We start from the raw sequence: 21,247 nt of genomic DNA, 5'->3' as shown, positions 1-21,247 counted from the left end.
GACGGAAAATAAAATGAATAATTCAAAAGCGATTTTAAAAACGCCGGGTATGATGAAAATCATCGCTGCCGATATTCCGGTACCCAAAGAACATGAAGTGCTGATCAAAATTGAATACGTTGGTATTTGCGGTTCAGATGTTCACGGTTTCGAATCAGGTCCCTTTATTCCGCCGAAAGATCCCAATCAGGAAATTGGTCTGGGGCACGAATGCGCCGGTACGGTGGTCGCGGTGGGAAACCGCGTGAGCAAATTTAAACCCGGCGACCGGGTGAATATTGAACCCGGGGTGCCGTGCGGCCACTGCCGCTACTGTCTGGAGGGGAAATACAATATCTGTCCTGACGTTGATTTCATGGCCACGCAGCCAAATTATCGCGGCGCGTTAACCCACTACCTGTGCCATCCGGAGAGCTTCACCTATAAGCTGCCCGACAATATGGACACGATGGAAGGCGCGCTGGTGGAGCCTGCGGCGGTCGGCATGCATGCCGCAATGCTGGCGGACGTCAAGCCTGGCAAGAAAATCGTCATTCTTGGCGCAGGCTGTATTGGTTTAATGACCCTGCAGGCATGCCTTTGCCTGGGGGCTACTGATATCACGGTGGTTGATGTGCTGGAAAAACGCCTGGCCATGGCCGAACAGCTCGGGGCCAAAGTCGTTATCGACGGCGCAAAAGAGGATACCGTCGCTCGCTGCCAGCAGTTATCCGGCGACATGGGGGCTGATATCGTATTCGAAACCGCCGGTTCGGCCATCACCGTTAAGCAGGCACCGTATCTGGTCATGCGTGGAGGGAAAATCATGATCGTCGGTACGGTCCCCGGGGATTCGGCAATTAACTTCCTGAAAATTAACCGCGAAGTATCGATTCAGACCGTTTTCCGCTATGCCAACCGCTACCCGGTGACTATTGAAGCTATCTCCTCCGGCCGTTTCGATGTGAAGTCGATGGTGACGCACATTTACGACTACGAGGATGTTCAGCGCGCGTTTGAGGAATCTGTTAATAACAAACGCGAGATGATTAAAGGCGTTATTAGAGTTAACCATTAATTTATTAAAAAGGGAGAAACAACTATGCTGGCTGATATTAAATATTGGGAAAATGATGCGCAAAATAAACATTATGCCATTGCCCACTTTAACGTGTGGAATGCCGAAATGCTGATGGGCGTTATCGATGCCGCGGAAGAGTCAACATCGCCGGTGATTATCTCTTTCGGCACTGGATTTGTGGGCAATACCTCGTTTGAAGATTTTTCGCATATGATGGTTTCAATGGCCAAAAAGGCCTCGGTACCGGTGATTGCGCACTGGGACCACGGACGCAGCATGGAAATTATCCACAATGCGTGGGCCCATGGCATGAACTCCCTGATGCGCGACGCTTCCGCCTTTGATTTCGAAGAGAATATTCGTCTGACCAAAGAGGCGGTGGACTTCTTCCATCCGCTGGGTATTCCGATCGAAGCGGAGCTGGGACACGTGGGCAATGAAACGGTCTACGAAGAAGCGCTGGCGGGCTATCACTATACCGATCCGGATCAAGCGGCGGAATTCGTCGAGCGCACCGGCTGCGATTCCCTGGCGGTAGCGATTGGTAACCAGCACGGGGTCTATACCTCAGAGCCGAAACTCAACTTTGAGGTGGTGAAACGCGTGCGCGAGGCGGTATCCGTTCCGCTGGTACTGCACGGCGCATCCGGCATTAGCGACGCGGATATTAAGCAGGCTATTTCGCTGGGTATTTCCAAAATTAACATTCATACCGAACTGTGCCAGGCGGCGATGGCGGCAGTGCAGGAGAACCAGAATCAACCGTTCCTGCACGTTGAGCGCGAAGTGCGCAAAGCGGTCAAAACGCGCGCGCTGGAGAAAATCAAACTGTTTGGCTCTGACGGTAAAGCGGAATGACAACATGGATAATATCGAGGTTATTTGTATAGGCGCGGCCATTGTTGATATTCCCCTGCAGCCGGTGAGCAAAAATATCTTTGATGTTGACTCATATCCCTTAGAACGCATCGCCATGACCACCGGGGGGGACGCAATTAACGAGGCAACCATTATTTCCCGACTCGGTCATCGAACGGCATTAATGAGTCGGGTAGGGGACGACGCGGCGGGAAATTTTATTCTTGCACACTGTCGCCGGGAGAATATTGATATCCACAGCCTGAAGCAGGATGGCGAAATCGATACCTCCATTAATGTGGGTCTGGTCACCGCCGATGGCGAGCGTACTTTTGTGACTAACCGCAATGGTAGTCTGTGGAAGCTGAATATTAACGATGTGGACTTTAGCCGCTTTTCTCAGGCAAAGCTGCTGTCGCTGGCGAGCATTTTTAATAGCCCGCTGCTCGATGGTAAAGCGTTAACGGAGATATTCACTCAGGCCAAAGCGCACGGGTTAATTATTTGCGCCGATATGATTAAGCCGCGGCTTAACGAAACTCTGAACGATATTCGCCAGGCGCTGAGCTACGTCGATTATCTGTTTCCCAATTATGCCGAGGCAAAACTGCTCACCGGCAAAGAGACGCTGGATGAGATCGCCGATAGCTTCCTGAACTGCGGGGTGAAAACGGTGGTTATTAAGACCGGCAAGCGAGGCTGCTTTATTAAGCGTGCCGATATGAAGCTGGAAGTGCCGGCGGTTTCAGGCATTACCGCCATCGACACCATTGGCGCAGGGGATAATTTTGCCTCGGGATTTATCTCCGCGCTGCTTGAAGGCAAACCGCTGCGCGAGTGCGCGTTGTTTGCTAACGCCACGGCGGCGATCTCGGTGCTGAGCGTAGGCGCCACGACGGGCGTGAAGAACAGAACGCTGGTTGAACAACTTCTCGACGAATATGAAGGGTAATAGCAGCAGATGAAAATGATTTCTTTAGGCAGTACGGATATCACGCTTTCCCGAATGGGATTAGGCACATGGGCCATTGGCGGCGGCCCGGCGTGGAACGGCGATCTCGATCTGCAGATATGTATCGACACCATTGTTGAGGCGCATCGCTGCGGGATCAATCTGATTGATACCGCGCCAGGCTACAACTTTGGCAACAGCGAAGTGATTGTTGGCCAGGCGCTTAAACAGCTGCCGCGCCGCGAAGTCGTTGTCGAAACCAAATGCGGTATCGTCTGGGAGCGCACGGGCAGCCTGTTTAATAAGGTGGGCGATCGCCAGCTGTATAAAAACCTGACGCCCGAGTCGATTCGCGAAGAGGTGGAGGCCAGCCTGCAAAGGCTGGGCATCGATACTATTGATATCTATATGACCCACTGGCAGTCGGTAGAGCCCTGCTTTACGCCAATTGCGGAGACCGTAGCCACGCTGAACGCGCTTAAGAAAGAGGGGAAAATTCGCTCTATCGGCGCGGCGAACGTAGATGCCGGGCATATCAGAGAGTACCTCAAGCACGGCGAGCTGGATATCGTGCAGGCCAAGTACAGCATTCTTGACCGGGCGCTGGAGGCCGAGCTACTGCCGCTCTGTCAACAGAACGGCATTGTAGTGCAGGTCTACTCGCCGCTTGAGCAGGGGCTACTGACCGGGACTATCGGCCGTGATTATATTCCCGGCGGTGCGCGGGCCAATAAGGTCTGGTTCCAGCGGGAAAATATGCTGCGCGTGATTGATATGCTTGAGCAATGGCAGCCGCTATGCGAAAAATATCGCTGTACCATCCCCGCGCTGGCGCTGGCGTGGATATTAAAGCAAAGCGATCTCATTACCCTGCTGAGCGGCGCTACGGCGCCCGAGCAGGTGCGCGAGAATGTCGATGCGCTGAACATCGCTCTGACCGATGATGATTCATTATTGATGAGGCGAATGGCGGAAGCGCTGGATCCTAAATAAGAGATAAGACGCGGACCTCTGTTTCTGTGTAAAAGAGTATTAAATCTGTGATTCAGACAGGTTCTTTTGAAAATAAACATGGCCTGTGCGATACTAGAATCTTATTATGACTTTGCAGGAAACAGAGGTGTCATCGTGGCGGCAAAAGACAGGATTCAGGCCATAAAGCAAATGGTGGCTAATGATAAGAAAGTAGCGGTTTCTAATTTAAGCGCAATTTTTCAGGTCACTGAGGAAACCATCCGTCGCGATCTGGAAAAGCTCGAAGATGAAGGTTATTTGACCCGCACGTACGGCGGCGCTGTATTAAATACCAATGCTTTAGCTGACAATATTCATTTTTATAAACGCGCTAAATCTTTTTTAGAAGAGAAGCAGATCATTGCCCGCAATGCATTACCGTTTATAAAGAATAAAACCACCATGGCTGCCGACTCCAGCAGTACCGCGATGGAGTTATTAAAGCTGTTGAAAGAGAGAAACGATCTCACGCTGTTAACCAACTCGGCGGAAGCCTTTCATGAGCTGGCACAGTCTGAAATCAACGTGGTATCTACCGGCGGCGAGCTCAATAAGAATACGCTGTCGCTGCAGGGAAGGATCACTAAGGAAATTATTAGCCGCTATCATGTTGATATTATGGTGATGAGCTGCAAAGGGCTGGATATGCAGAGCGGGGCGCTGGACTCTAACGAAGCGGAAGCGGAAATTAAGAAAACCATGATCCGCCAGGCGACCGAAGTCGCTTTGCTGGTCGATCATTCAAAATTCGATCGCAAAGCCTTCGTCCAGCTCGTGGATTTTAGCCATATTAATTACCTTATCACCAATAAGGCGCCGGGTGCACAGTGGATTGCATTTTGTAAAGAAAATAATATTCAACTTGTTTATTAACATTAAGATTGGCTGTATCGATATTATTTTAATTTGCACCTGGATAATGCCATAAAAATTTAATGATGATGGCTGGCGCGGCAAAAATGATTCTGCCGCGATGGCCATACTTTATATTTTAGCTGAATTTGAGGCATCCAGATGGAACAATGTGACCCTATCGGCGCAAGATTAGACCGCTTACCTTTATCACGATTTCATTTTCGTATTTTTGGCATTATTAGTTTTAGTTTATTAATCACCGGTTTTCTCAGCTATTCCGGCAACGTGGTGCTGGCAAAGTTAGTCAGCAATGGCTGGTCAAATAACTATCTCAACGCCGCATTTACCTCGGCGCTGATGTTTGGCTACTTTATTGGTTCGTTGACCGGAGGTTTTATAGGCGATTATCTCGGGCGACGTAAAGCATTTCGCCTGAATTTACTGATCGTCGGGGTCTCTGCCTGTGCGGCAACCTTTGTGCCCAACATGTACTGGCTTATCTTTTTTCGCTGTCTGATGGGCTGCGGAATGGGGGCGCTGATTATGGTGGGCTATGCCTCCTTTACCGAATTTATTCCGCCCGCGGTACGCGGAAAATGGTCCGCCCGGCTCTCCTTTGTCGGCAACTGGTCGCCTATGCTATCGGCGGCAATTGGCGTCGTGGTGATTGCTTTTTTAAGCTGGCGGATGATGTTTCTGTTCGGCGGAGGAGCCATGCTGCTGGCCTGGTATCTGTCGGGAAGATACTTTATTGAATCTCCCCGCTGGCTGGCCGGAAAAGGGCAGCGCCGCGCCGCTGAAAAGCATCTCCAGCAGGTAGAGTCGCAAATCGAGAGAGAGAAAAACATCACCTTACCGGCCTGGCAAAGCGCGGATCAAACGGCGGATGTGTGTGTGGAAAGCGGCTCTTTCTGGCTGCTGTTTAAAGGCCAGATGCTGCGGCGCACGCTGGTGGCAATCACGGTGCTAATCGCCATGAATATTTCGCTCTATACCATTACGGTGTGGATCCCGACAATTTTCGTCAATTCGGGCATCGACGTGACGAAGTCAATCTTGATGACCGCGATTATTATGATTGGCGCGCCGGTGGGAATATTTATCGCCGCGCTGATTATCGACCGTTTTCCGCGGCGGTTATTTGGCTCATCGCTGCTGATTATTATTGCGGTGCTCGGCTACTTCTATTCGATTCAAACCGCAGAGTGGGCCATCTTAAGCTATGGCCTGGTGATGATCTTTTTCCTGTATATGTACGTCTGCTTTGCCTCGGCGGTGTACGTGCCGGAGCTGTGGCCAACGCATCTCCGGCTGCGCGGTTCAGGCTTTGTCAACGCGGTAGGGCGAATTGTCGCCGTCTTTACTCCCTACGGCGTCGCTGTTCTGCTGACCCGCTACGGCGCGATTACGGTTTTTATGGTGCTCGGGGTGATGCTGGTACTCTGTGCGCTGATCCTGTTCTGCTTTGGCATCGAAACGCGCAAGATATCGCTGGAGGAGATTTCAACGCTGGCCTGAGAAATGCGCCGACAGGGAAAATGCCTGTCGGCACCGGTTATGCGTGGGTTTCCAGCCAGTCGTCCAGGGTATAGAGGGTGGCACCTGCGGCGGCCATCTCCATAAATGCCTGATTGCTGTCGTGCGGCTGAATATTCACCCCGCGGCAGCCGTCGGTAATGACGTTGACGTTATAGCCCAGATTGAGAGCGTCGAGCACGGTAAACTTGACGCAGTAGTCGGTGGCCAGACCCAGCACAGTGAGTTCGCGAATATCGCGCTCGCGCAGCCACGCATCAAGCTGCGTTTTCTGTCGGTGGCCGTTGTCGAAAAAGGCGCTGTAGCTATCTATGGCCGGATTTTCGCCTTTGTGGAAGACGGCGGCGATATGCTGCTGTTTGAGCAGCGGATGCAGAGCCGCGCCTTCGCTGTTTTGCACGCAGTGATCCGGCCAGAAAGTTTGCGCCAGGCCGTCGAGCTCGCCCTGGGTATAGGGTTCAACCTGATGCTGGCTGGCAAAGCTGCCGTGATTCGCCGGATGCCAGTCCTGGCTGGCTACCACCGTTTCGCCCCGCGTCAGGCTCCAGTCGATAAGCCGGTTGGCGACGTCAACCGTACTATCGCCCTGCGGAACCGCAAGTGCGCCACCGGCGCAGAAATCATTTTGTAGATCGACCAGTAGCAGCGCGCGCTGGGTCATGTGTTTCTCCTTACTCATCGGGGGTCAGTTCGCCGCGCAGGTTCTCCTGCATTGCGCGACGGATAGCCGCAACGTCAAGATCCTGACTCAATAAATAGTGTAGCTTGGTCAGCGTGGCTTCGACGGTCATATCAAAACCGCTAATCACCCCGGCCTGAGCCAGCGCGTTACCGGTGGCGTAACCGCCCATATTCACCTTGCCGGACATACACTGGGTCAGGTTAATCACCACGATACCGCGCTGGCTGGCTTCGGCCAGGACCTGAATAAATTCGCCGTTCTGCGGCGCGTTACCGACGCCATATGAGCGCAGGATCAGCGCTTTGACCGGCTGGCGCAGGAAATTGCGCACGACGTCGGCGGAAATGCCGGGATAAATGGTCACCACGCCAATCGGCTGCGGCGTGATAGGGTGAACCACCAGCTCACCGCTGCCGTGCGGTGCGGGAGGGGTGCCGAGACGGCGAATATGGATCCCGGCTTCCAGCAGCGGCGCCAGGTTTGGCGAAGCGAAGGCGTTAAATCCGTCGGCGTGGGCCTTTGTTGTACGGTTGCCGCGGTAGAGACGGTTGTTGAAGAACAACGACACTTCGTTAATCGGATAGTTGGCGGCGACGTACAGGGCGTTGAGGAGATTAATCTGCCCGTCGGAGCGTAGCTCAGCGAGCGGAATTTGTGACCCTGTCACAATGACCGGTTTCCCCAGATTCTCCAGCATGAAGGAGAGCGCCGAAGCGGTAAACGCCATGGTATCCGTACCGTGCAGGATCACGAAACCGTCGTACTGGTCATAACGATCGCGAATATCCTCGGCGATATGCTGCCAGTCTTCCGGCGTCATATCGGAGGAGTCCATCAGCGGAGCATATTCATGAATGGTGAAGTCCGGCATCTCCGGACGGTGAAACTCGGGCATCAAAGCCAGCTGGCGCTGGAGATGGCCGGAAACGGGAATGTAGCCGTGTTCAGAACGCTGCATACCAATGGTGCCGCCAGTATAGGCAACGTAGATAGATTTCTTCTGCATAGCATCGCTTAGGTTAAACGTAGACAGGCGCAGTATATACCCGTCACGCCGCAAGTTGCAGGGGCGTTGGCTGCTTTCGTGTATTGCATGGCTTGCCTGACACAAAATCATTTACGCTGCATCGAGGCGGCAAGCAATGAAATCTATGGGAGCATAGTGACTATGGGGCCAGCGTTGCTGCGCGTAGCCAGGAAAGAGGCGGCAGGAAGGATGAAGTGGAAAATGCCGCCCCGTGGAATGGGGCGGCGGAGGATTAACGAATATTGCCGCAGGTCAAGCAGAAGGCGTAGCGATTCTGCGGATCATTAAAGGCCGCCAGCTTGTCGCTTTCGTTTTTCACTGCATTAGCCGCAGCGGCCACCGGCGCAGGCAAATAAGCCTGAACCGCCGCCGGCAGCGCCGCGCGAACCGAACCGGTCAGGCTATCGACCACCATCGAGAAGAAGGTCGGCTCTTCCTGATAATAATTGATATGCCACTCTTTCAGCTTCGCCAGCTCGGCGGCTTTTGCCACCGCGTCGTCAAAGTCGCCGAGGCTGTCGACCAGACCGTTTGCTTTCGCATCTTCACCGGTCCAGACGTGGCCCTGGGCGATTTGGTCGATTTTTTCCGGCGTGCTCTTACGCGCGTTCGCCACCAGGGTGATAAAGCGCTTATAGCCGTTTTCGATGCTGAGCTGCATCAGCTGTTGTACTTCCGGCGGAAGCGCTTTAGTGGTGGAGACATCGGCCAGCGGAGAGGTGGCCACGCCATCGGTATGAACGCCAATCGAGCCGAGCGTATTTTCGACGGTGTTAATTACCCCAAAGATACCGATAGAGCCGGTCAGGGTGCTCGGGTTCGCGACGATATAATCCGCCGGGGTGGAGATCCAGTAGCCGCCGGAGGCCGCCATGCCGCCCATCGATACCACCACCGGTTTGCCGGCCGCTTTTGCCGCCGCCAGCTCTTCGCGAATCACCTCCGAGGCGCTGACGCTGCCGCCAGGGCTGTTTACCCGCAGTACGATAGCTTTTACTTTCGGATCGAGGCGGGCATCGCGGATCTGCGCAGCGGTAGTGTCGCCGCCGACGTTACCCGGCGTTTCCTCGCCATCCATAATCGCGCCGTTAGCAAAGATAACCGCTATCGCGGAGCCTTTATCGGCAGGCGTTTTCACGGTGTAGTCGTAGTAGCTGATCGCGCTGTAGTTATTATCCGCTTTGCTCCAGCCAAACTGCTTAGTCAGCGCTTTCTCCACTTCGGTAGAGGTGCCAAGCTCGTCAACCAGCTTGTTATCCAGCGCGTACCTGGCGGTATCGCCATCAACTTTACGCAGACCGTCGAGGACCCCCTGAGCGCCAGGGAACAGCTGCTGTGCGGAGATCTGGCGGTTGGCGGCGATGGTGTTGAGGTAGTTTTGCCACAGTTCGCCAATCCAACGGCTATCCGCCTCGCGCGCTGCCGGGGACATATCATCGCGGATAAACGGCTCTACCGCTGATTTATAAGTACCGACGCGGAAAACATGGGTCGATACTTTGAGTTTGTCGAGCAGCGATTTGTAGTACAGGCCGTTGGTCGCGAAACCATGCAGATCCACTTCGCCCTGCGGCGAAAGCCAGATTTTATTGGCGAAGCTGGCCAGATAATACTGCCCCTGGCTGTAGCTGCTGCCAATGGCGTAGACCGGTTTGCCGCTATCGCGGAATTCGCGCAGCGCTTTACCGATGTACTGCATCGATGGCTGATCGCCGCCGGCAAAGTTTTTCAGATCCAGCACGATGCCGGTGATATTGCGGTCGTCTTTCGCCTGGCGAATTGTCTGCACAATATCAAACAGCGAGTTTTCCTGTAGGCGATCCGAGCTGGCGCCAAACAGTTGACGGCCAATGACCCCAAGTTTGCTGCTGGCCGAAGGTTTATCGACCACCACGCCGGTGATATCCATCAGCAGCGCGCCGCGAGTGGTATGCTCTGTTGTGTTACTGCTGAACTGGGCCCAGATACCGACGCAGGCCAGCACCAGCACAAGGAAAACCACGTTCAGTGCGAGCTGGCGAATGAAGTTGAGCACTCGCCATGTCCATTTAAAGATTCCGGCGAGCAGTCGCCAAAGAGTTCGCATGTATTCTCCCTAACCATTATCAAAATAGGGCAAGCCGCAGGGGCTGCCGCGTCTGGCTATCCTAATGAGAGTGCCGACGGTTGTCAGCAGGAATCACCCGCTGGGCTGTAACAAAATCCTTGTGCATGTTAATTTTATGAAAAATGACATCACAGGAGTTACACAGATGGATGCTCTCGAACTACTGGTTAATCGCCGCAGCGCTTCACGTTTGACCGATCCGGCGCCGGCTGGCGAACAGCTGGAAAACATCCTTCGCGCGGGGCTGCGCGCGCCGGACCACGGAACGCTACAGCCGTGGCGCTTCTTCATTATTGCCGATGATGGGCGCGAGCGCTTCAGCCAGCTGCTGGAAAAAGGCGCCGTGGCGGCAGGCGGAGATGAAAAGGCGATTGAAAAAGCGCGCAGCGCGCCGTTCCGCGCGCCGCTGATTATTGCGGTGGTGGCGCACTGTGAAGATCATCCGAAGGTCCCCAGGTGGGAACAAGAGATGTCGGCGGGCTGCGCGGTGATGGCCATGCAGATGGCGGCCGTGGCGCAGGGTTTTAACGGTATCTGGCGCAGCGGCGCATTAACCGAGAGCCCGGTCGTCCGTGAAGGGTTTGCCTGCCGCGAGCAGGATAAAATCGTGGGCTTTCTTTATCTGGGAACGCCGCAGCTCAAAGCTTCAACCACCATCACTTTGCCGGATACCGCGCCGTTCGTGACGCGCTTCTGAGTCCATTCTCGTTATGCCGGGCGGGCCCGGCTCACCGCCGCCTCCGGGATTGTAGCCCGGCTAAGCGCAGCGCGAGCCGGGTGGAAGCCGTGCCAGTGTACCAGGCTCGACACCTTTCCCGGAGGCGGTGCTGGCGCATCTGTCCGGGCGACCAAACCGCGGACGGCTGGGAATCCGTAGCCCGGATAAGGCGCGTCAAGCGCCGCCTCCGGGAATTTAACAGCGATGAGGTTACTTCTGCCGTTTGGCGAATTCGTCTTTCGCTTTCTGAAGCTGCTGCTGGAAGGCCGGGTTGGTATGCAGCGTGGCAACCACCGCCGAACCGACAATCCGCGCCGCGTCGACGTCGCTCTGCCAGTGATAGCCGCAGATCACCCGGCTTTCGCCCAGCTCAAAGCCGCGCTTAAGAATTTCATTTTGCCGCTGCGGATTAATCTCAGCCAGCACCAGCGCGGTGGCCCAGCCGATAGAGGTGTGGCCGGAGGGGTAGGAGCCGTTTTTCGATAGCGTATCCTGTTCCTTGGTGTTACAGGTGGCGACTCCGTAAAACGCAAAGGGGCGAATGCGCATGTATTTCTCCTTCGCCCCTCGCGTGGCCAGGTCGCCGGCATCTTCAATCATGTTGGTGAGCAGCTTGTGCAGCTCCGGCGCATCTTTGGCGGTAATGGGCGAGCCGAAGGCACCCGAGAAGGCGTTGGCGACGCCGCCGCCGCTCAGGTTTGCGTCTTCCGCCGCCAGTTTGCCGCGCTCGGTGCCGCGCAGCAGGCGTCCTTTCTCATACATGGCCTGATCGTTTAAAAACGCGATACTGCCCACCTCCGGCGGAGGCGGTAGCAGCGCGAGGCTGTCGATAGCCTGCGCATTGGTCAGGTAGTAGAGATCCGGTTTGGTGGTGACGTCGTTACCGGCGGGAACCAGGGCGAAAGCGTTGATGGAGAAGAAACTGGCCAGGCAAAGGGCGAGAACACGCTTTTTCATGAAAACTTCCTTACGTTGTTATATGTCCAGACAAAACAGAATTTTTTGTTGTTACATTTCTGTCATTTTTTAGTAAAGGGTAAAATGACGACGAAAAAGCGGGCCCGTATCGCAAAATCGGTTTTTTGTCTGCTTAATGAGCAACCATACGCGATTTCGGACTGTCGCACTTACCACTCCGCCATTTGGGCGCTACCATATCGGGATTGCAATGACAGGAGATGTCCATGAGCGAGCAAGCCATTCGTTTAACGCAATACAGCCACGGAGCCGGTTGCGGATGTAAAATTTCCCCTAAAGTGCTGGAAACCATCCTGCAGAGCGACCAGGCCAAATTTATTGACCCGAATCTGCTGGTGGGGAATGAAACCAGCGATGATGCCGCGGTCTACGATCTCGGCAACGGTACCTCGATTGTCAGTACTACCGACTTTTTTATGCCGATCGTCGATAATCCGTTCGACTTTGGGCGTATTGCCGCGACAAACGCCATCAGCGATATTTTCGCTATGGGCGGCAAGCCGATAATGGCCATCGCTATCCTCGGCTGGCCCATCAATACGCTGGCGCCGGAAATTGCCCGTCAGGTAGTTGATGGCGGGCGTTTTGCCTGCCAGCAGGCGGGGATCGCGCTGGCCGGGGGCCACTCGATTGATGCGCCTGAACCCATCTTCGGTCTTGCGGTGACCGGCGTGGTTCCGACCGAGCGGGTGAAGAAAAACAGTACCGCTCAGGCCGGATGCAAACTCTACCTCACGAAACCGCTGGGTATCGGCGTGCTGACCACTGCCGAGAAAAAGTCGCTGCTGAAGCCGGAACATCAGGGGCTGGCGACGGAAACCATGTGCCAGATGAACCTCGTCGGCTCGGCGTTCGCCAGCATTGACGGCGTGAAGGCGATGACCGACGTCACCGGCTTCGGACTGCTGGGGCATCTGAGCGAAGTGTGCCGCGGCGCGGGCGTACAGGCGCAACTCACCTATGCCAGTATCCCGAAACTACCGGGCGTGGAAGAGTATATTGCGGCCGGTGCGGTGCCGGGCGGAACCGGGCGAAACTTTGCCAGCTACGGGCATCTGATGGGCGAAATGCCGCCTGAGTGGCGCGATCTGCTGTGCGATCCGCAAACCTCCGGCGGCCTGCTGCTGGCGGTAACGTCGGAAGCCGAGGACGAGGTGCTGGCAGCAGCCGCTGAATATGGCATCACGCTGACCGCTATCGGCGAGCTGGTGACCGCCCGCGGCGGACGCCCTATGATCGAGATTCGTTGATTTCATGCGGCTGTTTATTGCAGAAAAGCCGAGTCTCGGCCGCGCCATTGCCGATGTGCTGCCAAAACCGCATCGCAAAGGCGATGGCTATATTGAATGCGGCAACGGACAGGTGGTCACCTGGTGTATCGGCCACCTGCTGGAGCAGGCTCAGCCGGACGTCTATGACGGGCGCTATGCGCGCTGGAATCTGCTCGACCTGCCTATCGTTCCGGAAAAGTGGCAGCTCCAGCCCAAGCCCTCGGTGACCAAACAGCTTAACGTGATTAAGCGTTTGCTTGGCGATGCGCAGGAAGTGATCCACGCGGGTGACCCGGACAGAGAAGGCCAACTGCTGGTGGACGAGGTGCTCGACTACCTGCAGCTGGCGCCGGAAAAGCGCCAGCAGGTTCAGCGCTGCCTGATTAACGATCTCAACCCGCAGGCGGTGGAGCGGGCGATTAACCGCCTGCGCGCCAATAGCGAGTTCGTTCCGCTGTGCGTCTCGGCGCTGGCTCGCGCTCGCGCCGACTGGTTATATGGGATCAATATGACCCGCGCCTACACCATCCTTGGGCGTAACGCGGGTTATCAAGGGGTGCTATCGGTCGGACGCGTGCAAACGCCGGTGCTTGGCCTGGTTGTACGCCGCGATGAAGAGATTGAAAACTTCGTCGCCAAAGACTTCTTCGATGTGAAGGCGCATATCGTCACCCCGAAGGAGGAGCGTTTTGTCGCCACCTGGATCCCCAGCGAGGCCTGTGAACCCTACCAGGATGAAGAGGGACGGCTGCTGCATCGTTCGCTTGCCGAACATGTGGTCAAGCGCATTGAGGGCCAGCCGGCGACGGTGACCGCTTATAACGACAAGCGGGACTCCGAGCCAGCGCCGCTGCCGTTTTCCCTCTCGGCACTGCAGATTGAAGCCGCGAAGCGCTTCGGATTTAGCGCACAGAACGTGCTGGATATTTGCCAGAAGCTGTATGAAACCCATAAGCTGATTACCTATCCGCGTTCGGACAGCCGCTATCTGCCGGAAGAGCATTTTGCCGGAAGACATGCGGTGCTGAACGCCATCAGCGTACATGCGCCGGACCTGCTGCCGCAGCCGGTGGTGGACCCGGAGATCCGCAACCGCTGCTGGGACGATAAAAAGGTCGATGCCCACCACGCCATTATCCCCACCGCGCGCAGTTCGCAGGTGAAGCTCAGCGACAACGAAGAAAAGGTTTACACCCTGATTGCCCGCCAGTATCTGATGCAGTTCTGCCCGGATGCGGTGTTCAGAAAGTGTCAGATCGATCTTGATATCGCCAACGGTAAGTTTGTGGCCAAGGCGCGTTTTCTGGCAGAAGCGGGCTGGCGAACCCTGTTAGGCAATAAAGAGCGCGATGAAGAAAACGACGGCATGCCGCTGCCGGTGGTCGCTAAAGATGATGAGCTCCTGTGCGAAAAAGGGGAAGTGGTGGAGCGCCAGACCCAGCCGCCGCGTCACTTTACCGACGCCACGCTGCTGTCGGCGATGACCGGTATTGCCCGCTTTGTGCAGGATAAAGACCTGAAGAAAATTTTGCGCGCCACGGACGGTCTCGGTACGGAGGCGACCCGCGCCGGAATTATCGAGCTATTGTTCAAACGCGGTTTTCTGACCAAGAAAGGGCGCTATATCCACTCTACCGATGCCGGCAAGGCGCTTTTTCATTCGTTGCCGGAGATGGCGACGCGTCCGGACATGACTGCCCACTGGGAGTCGATTCTGACGCAAATCAGCGAGAAACAGTGCCGTTATCAGGATTTCATGCAGCCGCTGGTCGGGACGCTGTTCCAGCTTATTGACCAGGCCCGTAGCACGCCGGTACGCCGCTTTCGCGGAATTGCGGCGCCGGGGGCGGGGAAGAAAAGCTTTAGCAAGGGGAAAGGCAGAGCCAAAGCGAAAGATAAAAAAAGCGCCGCCGGCCCTGCGGCGGAAAACCCGCAGTAAAAAACCCCGGGAAGCCGGGGTTTTTCAGTTATGCACCGAATCCGCATGCAGGGGTTCATTCAGCGAGTGGGCTTAAATCACACCCTGAGCCAGCATAGCGTCAGCAACCTTCACGAAACCGGCGATATTGGCGCCGCGCACGTAGTTGGTCTGCTTCGCTTCGCCGCCGTACTGCACGCAGGCGTGGTGAATATCCAGCATGATGTGGTGCAGACGCGCATCCACTTTTTCCGCTTTCCAGCCCATGCGCGCGGCGTTCTGCGCCATTTCCAGACCGGAGGTGGCGACGCCGCCGGCGTTCGCGGCTTTACCCGGCGCGAACAGTACGCCCGCTTCAAGGAACAGATCGGTGGCGGCGATGGTGGTTGGCATATTGGCGCCTTCCGCTACGGCCTTCACGCCGTTAGCGATCAACTGACGGGCAGCATCGACGTCCAGCTCATTCTGCGTCGCGCACGGCAGCGCGATATCCACCGGTACGGACCACGGCTGTTTGCCTTCCAGATAGGTCAGGCCAAACTCGCGCGCGTAATCCGCTACGCGGCCATGGCAACGCTCTTTAATGTCGATCAGGCGCGCCAGTTTTTCTTTGGTGAAGCCTGCCTCGTCGACGACGGTGCCGTTAGAGTCGGACGCTGTAATCACCCGCGCGCCAAGCTCCATCGCTTTCTCGATGGCGTACTGCGCCACGTTGCCAGAGCCGGAAACCGCCACGCGAGCGCCTTCAAATCCCAAACCGTGGCGCTTAAGCATCGCTTCGGTGAAGTAAATCAGGCCATAGCCGGTGGCTTCCGGACGAATCAGGCTGCCGCCGAAGGAGAGACCTTTGCCGGTAAATACGCAGGCGCTGTTGTTAGAGAGCTTACGCATCATCCCGGCCATAAAGCCGACTTCACGACCGCCTACGCCGATATCACCGGCAGGCACGTCGGTATCCGGCCCCAGATGACGATACAGTTCGGTCATCAGCGCCTGGCAGAAACGCATGACTTCGCCGTCGCTCTTGCCTTTAGGATCGAAATCGCTGCCGCCTTTACCGCCGCCCATAGGCAGGGTGGTCAGGGCGTTTTTGAAGGTTTGTTCAAAGCCAAGGAATTTCAGAATCGACAGATTTACGGAGGGGTGAAAACGCATACCGCCCTTGTACGGGCCGATGGCGGAGTTGAACTGCACGCGCCATGCGCGGTTAACCTGAACCTGGTTACGGTCATCAACCCAAACGACGCGGAACTGGATAGCACGCTCCGGTTCAACCAGACGTTCCAGCAAATTCATCTGGCGATAGCGCGGATTTTCCTCAAGGAAGGGCCACAGGGTGGTCATCACCTCACGGACGGCCTGAGCAAATTCAGTTTGATTTGGATCGCGCTGTTGAACGCGGGCGAGAAAACCTTCCAGAGTGCACGTCTGATCCATAGATATAATTTCCCCTTATGGTTGTGGTTGCGTCTATTTATTATGATTCGGCCCTTGAAAAAGCCGATTTTCCGACTATACCACCGGGAATCGTTAGGTAAGCAAGGAAAAATTGTTCGGAAAGCAAAATTTATAATCAGGCATGGGTCATAATCAAAAACGATGACCGCCGCCTGACAGAATTAGCGGGAGAGGAGAGCGGCGCGCTGGGCGATAAAGGCTTCCAGCAGGGGGATGTCCGCTGGCGCAAGGTTGAAGCTAAAGGCCTCCTGCGGTGAACACCAGCGCAGCTGGCTGTGATAGCGGGCGGTGGGTTCGCCGCTAAAATGAGGGACCCACCAGGCGTGAAGATGAATCAGGCGAGCGGAAACTTCGCGCCGATGGCTGGCGATATAGCATCCCGGGCTGGCGTCGATCTCCAGCTCTTCCCGGAGCTCGCGGGCCAGCGCCTCGACCTGGGTTTCGCCGGGTTCGACTTTACCGCCGGCAAATTCCCACATCCCCGGCTGATCCGCGTGGGGAGGGCGCTGCGCCAGCAAAATTTGCCCGTTGCGTTCGATAATGGCGGCAACAACATCAAGAGTTTTTAGCATGTGAATCATCGTTCTGTACGAAAGAATCGCCTATTATCACCGCCCTGGTACTCTGCAAACAACCCTGAATCCGCTGGAGAAACTTCGTGCTTGATCGTTATCTGCATCCGCGTTTGAAACCTGCCCTCAACGCCACCGCCGCTCTGCTGGATCGTCCAGCCGTCTCTCCCGACGGTCTGACCCTGCTTGGCTTTGCAATTGGCGTACTGGCGCTGCCGTTTTTAGCCCTGGGCTGGTATCAGGCGGCGCTGGCGGCGATAGTGCTTAACCGCCTGCTGGACGGCCTCGACGGCGCGCTGGCCCGGCGACGCGGATTGACCGATGCGGGCGGTTTTCTCGATATTTCCCTCGATTTTCTGTTTTACGCCCTGGTGCCGTTTGGCTTTATTCTGGCCGACCCGGCGCACAACGCGCTGGCGGGCGGCTGGCTGCTTTTCGCGTTTATCGGTACCGGCAGCAGCTTTCTCGCCTTTGCCGCGCTGGCGACAAAGCATCAGATCGCCAATCCGGGCTACGCCCACAAATCGTTTTACTATCTTGGCGGACTGACGGAAGGGACGGAAACCATCGCGCTGTTTGTGCTGAGCTGTCTGTTCCCTGCGTGGTTTGCCTGGCTGGCGTGGATTTTTGGCGCGCTGTGCTGGCTGACGACCTTTACGCGGGTGTGGAGCGGATACCTGACCCTGAAACAGGTAAGAGAGTGATGAGCAGGTTTTGTGCCGGGCGGCGGCTGACGCCTTGCCCGGCCTACGGGTTCGAAGCCGTCTGCGGGCCGGTAACCCGGACAGATGCGCAGCATCGCCTCCGGGAAACTCTGCCACTCTGCGCGCGGCTCCGGGGGCGGCGCGCAACGCGCCTTGCCCGGGCTACAGGTTCAGTGCCGTCTGCAGTCCGGTAGCCCGGACAGATGCGCAGCATCGCCTCCGGGAAATTCACCCACTCTGCGCGATGCTCCCGGGGGCGGCGCTTAACGCGCCTTGCTCGGGCTACAGGTTCAGTGCCGTCTGCGAGCCGGTAACCCGGACAGATGCGCCGCATCGCCTCCGGGAAACTCTGCCACTCTGCGCGATGCTCCCGGGGGCGGCGCTTAACGCGCCTTGCCCGGGCTACGGGTTCTGACGGCCTTTACACAGGTGTCTGAGTCTAAAGGAAAATCAGCGCCAACAAGAAAATAACAGCGCTGGTGGTACGGCGAATCAGGAGTGAATTAGTTTGTAAGGCTGGCCAGAACCAGGCCAAAACCCACCCCAGCGCTGAGAATTAGTGTCAGGATCGCATTGCGCCATACGCGCCAGTGTTTGCCGAAAGTATCGGGATCGGATTTGTGTTTATGCCAGGTTTGCCATGCAACGGCGACAGTAGCCACGATGGGCAAACCCACCATAAATGTCAGAATAAGATTTTCGATAGACTCGGTATTAATGGTCAATTTCATCGTCCTTCATCATTAACGTGCCGGGCAAATCCATCGCCCGGCATCAAAGCCGCGATATCACTCCGGCTTGCGATCGCCAGTCGCAATCGGATTTTTCGGGTCGCTGCTCCACTCGTACCAGCCGCCGTCGTAGACCGAGACGTTGTTCCAGCCCATCGCCCTGGCGTACATAAACGTTTCTGAGGCGCGCCATCCGGTGCCGCAGTAAAAAGAGACCTGCTGGCTCGGCAGAATATTCCATGATTTCCACATCGCGGCGATATCATCAGCGCTACGCATGGTGCCGTCCGGATTATGGAAATCCTCCATATGGGTGGAATCGCTTCCGGCATGACCCCAGCGAGCCCCGGCAATTTCGCCCTTCGGCTTGATATAGCTGTAGCCGCTGGTGGTACCGATAAACTCCGGCCAGGAACGGATGCTGACCAGCGAAGCATCCTGACGATGCAGCAGGGCGCGAGCCTGCTCGGTATTGAGCATCAGCTGCGGCTGGCCCGGGATGGGGGCGCCAAAATCCGGTTCAGGTTTCTGTTCTGGCGGCGTTCCGCGCTCAACCGGCAGACCGGCATCGGACCAGGTCTTCCAGCCGCCGTCGAGCAGGCGCACATCCTTCACGCCGGCGTAGAGCATAATCTGCGCCACGCGGGCGGCGGCATACACGTCGCGACCGTACAAAATTACCGTGGTGTCATGGCGAATGCCGTGTTTTGCCAGCATCGCTTTAAGCTGCGCGTCGGACACTTTATTCCATAGCGGTTCGCTCTCCACCTCGTTAGTGTCGATATAACCGGCGCCCGGAATATGGCTCAGCAGATAAAACTTCGGCGCGCCCCAGGCGGCTTCAAAAACTTTCCATTCACCGGCAGGCGCGGCGGTAACCGGCTCGCCGCGCTGGAGGTCGTGCAGCCACTGCGGATATACCAGCTGTTCAAAATGCGGCAGCTTTTGCAGGCGACCTGCCTGGCTCAGGGCATCGCCGAGGGAGCTGAGATGAGTGAAACCAGCAGCCTGAAGGCGCGCCGCGACTTTCGCGTTGTCTTCGGCGTTGCCGTATAGCGCAATTGGCGTAGAGGTCTGCAGATTGTGCAGCTTAGCCCAGGCGCTCAGCTGTTCGTCGTTCATCGCGCCAAGCCAGCTGGCTGACAGGTTAAGCGCCTGCGGTTCATGACCCTGAGGCCCGTTAGCGCTTTGCGGCCAGCCGTTATAGAAAGCGCTGAGACGCGTATCAATAGCGACGCCGTTCTGCTGTTGCAGCGTGGAGAGCGTTAGCGTTGGCATGGATTCAGCGGCGGAGGTGGAAGCAGCAAGCCCCATCAGGAGGGCGAGTGCGGTCAATTGAGAAACACGTTTCATCGAAATGCCCGACAGTAGAAAATTGAGCGGCAATTCTCGGCGTTCTCAGCGGAAAAATCCTTGCGATAGCGCAGGCTTTCATTGCCACTGGCTCATATGTAAACAGCGCCCGCCGACGGGAGAGTCCTGGCGATCGTGCGTCACCAGCAGCGCCGGAATGGCCAGCCGCGCCAGTTCGTCGAATACCCAGCGGCGAAAATCGGCGCGCAGCTCAATGTCGAGGCGATTAAAGGGCTCATCAAGCAGCAGCGCCCGCGGTCGGGCCAGCAGGGCGCGCATCAGGCTGACCCGCGCCCGCTGGCCGCCGGAAAGGGTGGCCGGATCGCGGCTGTAGAAACCCTCCAGACCGGCGCGCTCCAGCGCCTGTTCTACCTGCGGTTTGCGCTGGGAACGCTGGACGTCAGCGGGCAGCGCCAGCCGCAGATTTTGTCCGACGCTGAAGTGGTCAAACAGCAGCGCGTCCTGGAACAGGATGCCGATACGCCGCCGCTCGGTGGGTAAACTGTCGCAGCGCTGGTTATCCAGCCACAGCTCCCCTGCGGCGCGGAAATCTTCCGCCAGCGCGCCCACCATCCAGGCGAACAACGTCGATTTGCCGCTGCCGGAGGGGCCCATCAACGTCAATATCTCGCCCGCTGCGACCGAAAAATCGACGTCGCGCAGCAGCGGCTGCCCGTTGAGTCTGAGAGTCAGGTTTTTGACGATCAACATTAGCGTAATCCTTGTCGATAGCGGCCAATCGGCCAGGCCAGCAGAGCGGTGAGAGCAAAGAATACCGCCGGTAGCAGCAACTGCCACAGCGCCTGCGCGGCGAGGGTGGCGATATCGCCGCCGCTGCTCAGCGCCACGGCTTCGCTGGTCAGCGTTGGGATCCGCCCGCCTCCCAGCCATAACGTCGGTAGATATTGCGCAATGCTTACCGAAAAGCCCACCGCCAGCGCCGTCAGCAGCGGACGCGTCAGGGCAGGTAAGGTGACCAGCCAGAAGATACGCCCCTGATGCCAGCCGAGGGTTCGGGCAACCAGCTCCGCGCGCGGATCGGCCGCGCGACGCGCGGGATGCAGAATAAACAGCATCCAGGGTACCACCCATAGCAGATGGCCCCATAAAACGGTAAGCCACTCGCCGTCCTGCCACGTATACAGCGCCAGCTGATATTGCCCGTCCACCAGCGGCAGCGCCGGTAAAATTAGCGGCAGCCAGATCCAGCCGCCGAAGCGGGAAGGGCCAAGCTCCAGCCACAGCAGGCAAACGACCGCGCCGAGAAGCGCAGAGCAGAGACCGAGCCACAGACTGTTGCCGATACTATCGCCGAGCGGAGCACGACTCTGCGCCGTTGCCGCCAGCAGCAGCGCGCAGAGCACGCCACACAGCGGCAGGAGAATCGCGAAGCTTTTCCCGACGAGCGCCCGCGGCTGCGGGCGGCGGGTGCCCGCGCCCGGGGGGGTCCCCC

20 protein-coding genes are annotated in these 21,247 nt (G+C 56.8%); 10 read left to right on the top strand and 10 right to left on the bottom strand.

The annotated features are described in order from the left end of the window. Positions 1 to 13 precede the first annotated feature (13 nt). The 6 genes from IAE27_RS26230 (at position 14) to IAE27_RS26205 (ending at position 6,257) form a co-directional block, all read left to right on the top strand. Positions 14 to 1,057 (top strand): NAD(P)-dependent alcohol dehydrogenase, encoded by a 1,044-nt coding sequence (locus tag IAE27_RS26230; protein WP_108703944.1) that lies wholly within the window; start codon positions 14 to 16, stop codon positions 1,055 to 1,057. A 24-nt stretch (positions 1,058 to 1,081) separates the two neighbouring features. Continuing rightward, the gene (locus IAE27_RS26225; protein WP_016808483.1) at positions 1,082 to 1,918 is read left to right on the top strand and encodes a ketose-bisphosphate aldolase; all 837 of its coding nucleotides are present in this window, start codon (positions 1,082 to 1,084) and stop codon (positions 1,916 to 1,918) included. A gap of 4 nt (positions 1,919 to 1,922) precedes the next feature. Continuing rightward, entirely contained in the window at positions 1,923 to 2,870 is a 948-nt protein-coding gene (locus IAE27_RS26220; protein ID WP_070557290.1) for a sugar kinase, read from the top strand. Between the two features lie 9 nt (positions 2,871 to 2,879). Then, the gene (locus tag IAE27_RS26215; protein WP_049128674.1) at positions 2,880 to 3,863 is read left to right on the top strand and encodes an aldo/keto reductase; all 984 of its coding nucleotides are present in this window, start codon (positions 2,880 to 2,882) and stop codon (positions 3,861 to 3,863) included. Between the two features lie 135 nt (positions 3,864 to 3,998). After that, complete coding sequence (locus IAE27_RS26210) at positions 3,999 to 4,757, top strand: DeoR/GlpR family DNA-binding transcription regulator (protein ID WP_004101292.1); 759 nt, start codon at positions 3,999 to 4,001, stop codon at positions 4,755 to 4,757. A gap of 141 nt (positions 4,758 to 4,898) precedes the next feature. After that, positions 4,899 to 6,257 carry an MFS transporter gene (locus IAE27_RS26205; protein WP_115239675.1) on the top strand — a complete coding sequence of 453 codons (1,359 nt, stop codon included), beginning with the start codon at positions 4,899 to 4,901 and terminating at the stop codon, positions 6,255 to 6,257. Positions 6,258 to 6,294: 37 nt separating this feature from the next. Here IAE27_RS26205 and pncA read toward each other — a convergent pair whose 3' ends face one another. From pncA to sppA, 3 genes are all read right to left on the bottom strand, one after another. After that, positions 6,295 to 6,936: a bifunctional nicotinamidase/pyrazinamidase gene (gene pncA, locus IAE27_RS26200; protein WP_017146090.1), complete on the bottom strand. Its 642-nt coding sequence runs from the start codon at positions 6,934 to 6,936 to the stop codon at positions 6,295 to 6,297. A gap of 10 nt (positions 6,937 to 6,946) precedes the next feature. Beyond that, positions 6,947 to 7,963 (bottom strand): asparaginase, encoded by a 1,017-nt coding sequence (gene ansA / locus IAE27_RS26195; protein WP_004101295.1) that lies wholly within the window; start codon positions 7,961 to 7,963, stop codon positions 6,947 to 6,949. A gap of 253 nt (positions 7,964 to 8,216) precedes the next feature. Further along, complete coding sequence (gene sppA, locus IAE27_RS26190) at positions 8,217 to 10,070, bottom strand: signal peptide peptidase SppA (RefSeq protein WP_023329566.1); 1,854 nt, start codon at positions 10,068 to 10,070, stop codon at positions 8,217 to 8,219. A gap of 166 nt (positions 10,071 to 10,236) precedes the next feature. Between sppA and IAE27_RS26185 the strand changes: the two genes are divergently transcribed. Then, a complete protein-coding gene (locus IAE27_RS26185) occupies positions 10,237 to 10,788 on the top strand; it encodes an NAD(P)H nitroreductase (RefSeq protein WP_115239674.1) in 552 nt (183 codons plus the stop codon). A gap of 231 nt (positions 10,789 to 11,019) precedes the next feature. On the opposite strand, the gene phoC is transcribed toward IAE27_RS26185, so the two are convergent. After that, positions 11,020 to 11,766, bottom strand: a complete 747-nt coding sequence (gene phoC, locus IAE27_RS26180; RefSeq protein WP_004101298.1) for an acid phosphatase PhoC — start codon at positions 11,764 to 11,766, stop codon at positions 11,020 to 11,022. Positions 11,767 to 11,993: 227 nt separating this feature from the next. On the opposite strand from phoC, the gene selD reads away from it, so the two are divergent. Next, positions 11,994 to 13,037 (top strand): selenide, water dikinase SelD, encoded by a 1,044-nt coding sequence (gene selD / locus IAE27_RS26175; protein WP_115239673.1) that lies wholly within the window; start codon positions 11,994 to 11,996, stop codon positions 13,035 to 13,037. 4 nt (positions 13,038 to 13,041) lie between these two features. Next, a complete protein-coding gene (locus IAE27_RS26170; RefSeq protein ID WP_154023087.1) occupies positions 13,042 to 14,997 on the top strand; it encodes a DNA topoisomerase III in 1,956 nt (651 codons plus the stop codon). Between the two features lie 72 nt (positions 14,998 to 15,069). Here the strand turns inward: IAE27_RS26170 and gdhA are convergent, their stop codons facing one another. Beyond that, positions 15,070 to 16,413 carry an NADP-specific glutamate dehydrogenase gene (gene gdhA, locus IAE27_RS26165; RefSeq protein WP_004101304.1) on the bottom strand — a complete coding sequence of 448 codons (1,344 nt, stop codon included), beginning with the start codon at positions 16,411 to 16,413 and terminating at the stop codon, positions 15,070 to 15,072. Between the two features lie 182 nt (positions 16,414 to 16,595). Next, positions 16,596 to 17,006, bottom strand: a complete 411-nt coding sequence (locus IAE27_RS26160; protein ID WP_017146087.1) for a pyrimidine (deoxy)nucleoside triphosphate diphosphatase — start codon at positions 17,004 to 17,006, stop codon at positions 16,596 to 16,598. A gap of 86 nt (positions 17,007 to 17,092) precedes the next feature. On the opposite strand from IAE27_RS26160, the gene IAE27_RS26155 reads away from it, so the two are divergent. Continuing rightward, complete coding sequence (locus IAE27_RS26155; RefSeq protein ID WP_070557296.1) at positions 17,093 to 17,710, top strand: CDP-alcohol phosphatidyltransferase family protein; 618 nt, start codon at positions 17,093 to 17,095, stop codon at positions 17,708 to 17,710. A gap of 503 nt (positions 17,711 to 18,213) precedes the next feature. Here IAE27_RS26155 and IAE27_RS26150 read toward each other — a convergent pair. The 4 genes from IAE27_RS26150 to IAE27_RS26135 form a co-directional block, all read right to left on the bottom strand. Next, on the bottom strand, positions 18,214 to 18,441 hold the full coding sequence (locus IAE27_RS26150; protein ID WP_070557297.1) for a hypothetical protein: 228 nt from the start codon (positions 18,439 to 18,441) through the stop codon (positions 18,214 to 18,216). Between the two features lie 57 nt (positions 18,442 to 18,498). Beyond that, the gene (locus IAE27_RS26145; RefSeq protein ID WP_023320748.1) at positions 18,499 to 19,794 is read right to left on the bottom strand and encodes a rhodanese-like domain-containing protein; all 1,296 of its coding nucleotides are present in this window, start codon (positions 19,792 to 19,794) and stop codon (positions 18,499 to 18,501) included. A gap of 78 nt (positions 19,795 to 19,872) precedes the next feature. After that, positions 19,873 to 20,505: an ATP-binding cassette domain-containing protein gene (locus tag IAE27_RS26140; RefSeq protein WP_016808491.1), complete on the bottom strand. Its 633-nt coding sequence runs from the start codon at positions 20,503 to 20,505 to the stop codon at positions 19,873 to 19,875. Beyond that, positions 20,505 to 21,247, bottom strand: a 743-nt coding sequence (locus tag IAE27_RS26135) for an ABC transporter permease subunit (RefSeq protein WP_200093074.1), incomplete at its 5' end; no start/stop codon positions are given. The genes IAE27_RS26135 and IAE27_RS26140, both read right to left, overlap by 1 nt.

Origin of the sequence: Klebsiella sp. S69, from assembly GCF_016516145.1 — a bacterium.
Lineage (GTDB): Bacteria > Pseudomonadota > Gammaproteobacteria > Enterobacterales > Enterobacteriaceae > Klebsiella > Klebsiella oxytoca.
Note: the sequence above shows the minus strand (reverse complement) of the source record. Positions and strands in the feature narration are given on the sequence as shown.

Coding starts and splice junctions, on each gene's coding strand:
- phoC (WP_004101298.1), bottom strand. CDS start 11,766: ATGAAAAAGCGTGTTCTCGCCCTTTGCCTGGCCAGTTTCTTCTCCATC.
- IAE27_RS26150 (WP_070557297.1), bottom strand. CDS start 18,441: ATGAAATTGACCATTAATACCGAGTCTATCGAAAATCTTATTCTGACA.
- pncA (WP_017146090.1), bottom strand. CDS start 6,936: ATGACCCAGCGCGCGCTGCTACTGGTCGATCTACAAAATGATTTCTGC.
- IAE27_RS26160 (WP_017146087.1), bottom strand. CDS start 17,006: ATGCTAAAAACTCTTGATGTTGTTGCCGCCATTATCGAACGCAACGGG.
- ansA (WP_004101295.1), bottom strand. CDS start 7,963: ATGCAGAAGAAATCTATCTACGTTGCCTATACTGGCGGCACCATTGGT.
- sppA (WP_023329566.1), bottom strand. CDS start 10,070: ATGCGAACTCTTTGGCGACTGCTCGCCGGAATCTTTAAATGGACATGG.
- IAE27_RS26225 (WP_016808483.1), top strand. CDS start 1,082: ATGCTGGCTGATATTAAATATTGGGAAAATGATGCGCAAAATAAACAT.
- IAE27_RS26230 (WP_108703944.1), top strand. CDS start 14: ATGAATAATTCAAAAGCGATTTTAAAAACGCCGGGTATGATGAAAATC.
- gdhA (WP_004101304.1), bottom strand. CDS start 16,413: ATGGATCAGACGTGCACTCTGGAAGGTTTTCTCGCCCGCGTTCAACAG.
- selD (WP_115239673.1), top strand. CDS start 11,994: ATGAGCGAGCAAGCCATTCGTTTAACGCAATACAGCCACGGAGCCGGT.
- IAE27_RS26215 (WP_049128674.1), top strand. CDS start 2,880: ATGAAAATGATTTCTTTAGGCAGTACGGATATCACGCTTTCCCGAATG.
- IAE27_RS26145 (WP_023320748.1), bottom strand. CDS start 19,794: ATGAAACGTGTTTCTCAATTGACCGCACTCGCCCTCCTGATGGGGCTT.
- IAE27_RS26220 (WP_070557290.1), top strand. CDS start 1,923: ATGGATAATATCGAGGTTATTTGTATAGGCGCGGCCATTGTTGATATT.
- IAE27_RS26140 (WP_016808491.1), bottom strand. CDS start 20,505: ATGTTGATCGTCAAAAACCTGACTCTCAGACTCAACGGGCAGCCGCTG.
- IAE27_RS26205 (WP_115239675.1), top strand. CDS start 4,899: ATGGAACAATGTGACCCTATCGGCGCAAGATTAGACCGCTTACCTTTA.
- IAE27_RS26185 (WP_115239674.1), top strand. CDS start 10,237: ATGGATGCTCTCGAACTACTGGTTAATCGCCGCAGCGCTTCACGTTTG.
- IAE27_RS26170 (WP_154023087.1), top strand. CDS start 13,042: ATGCGGCTGTTTATTGCAGAAAAGCCGAGTCTCGGCCGCGCCATTGCC.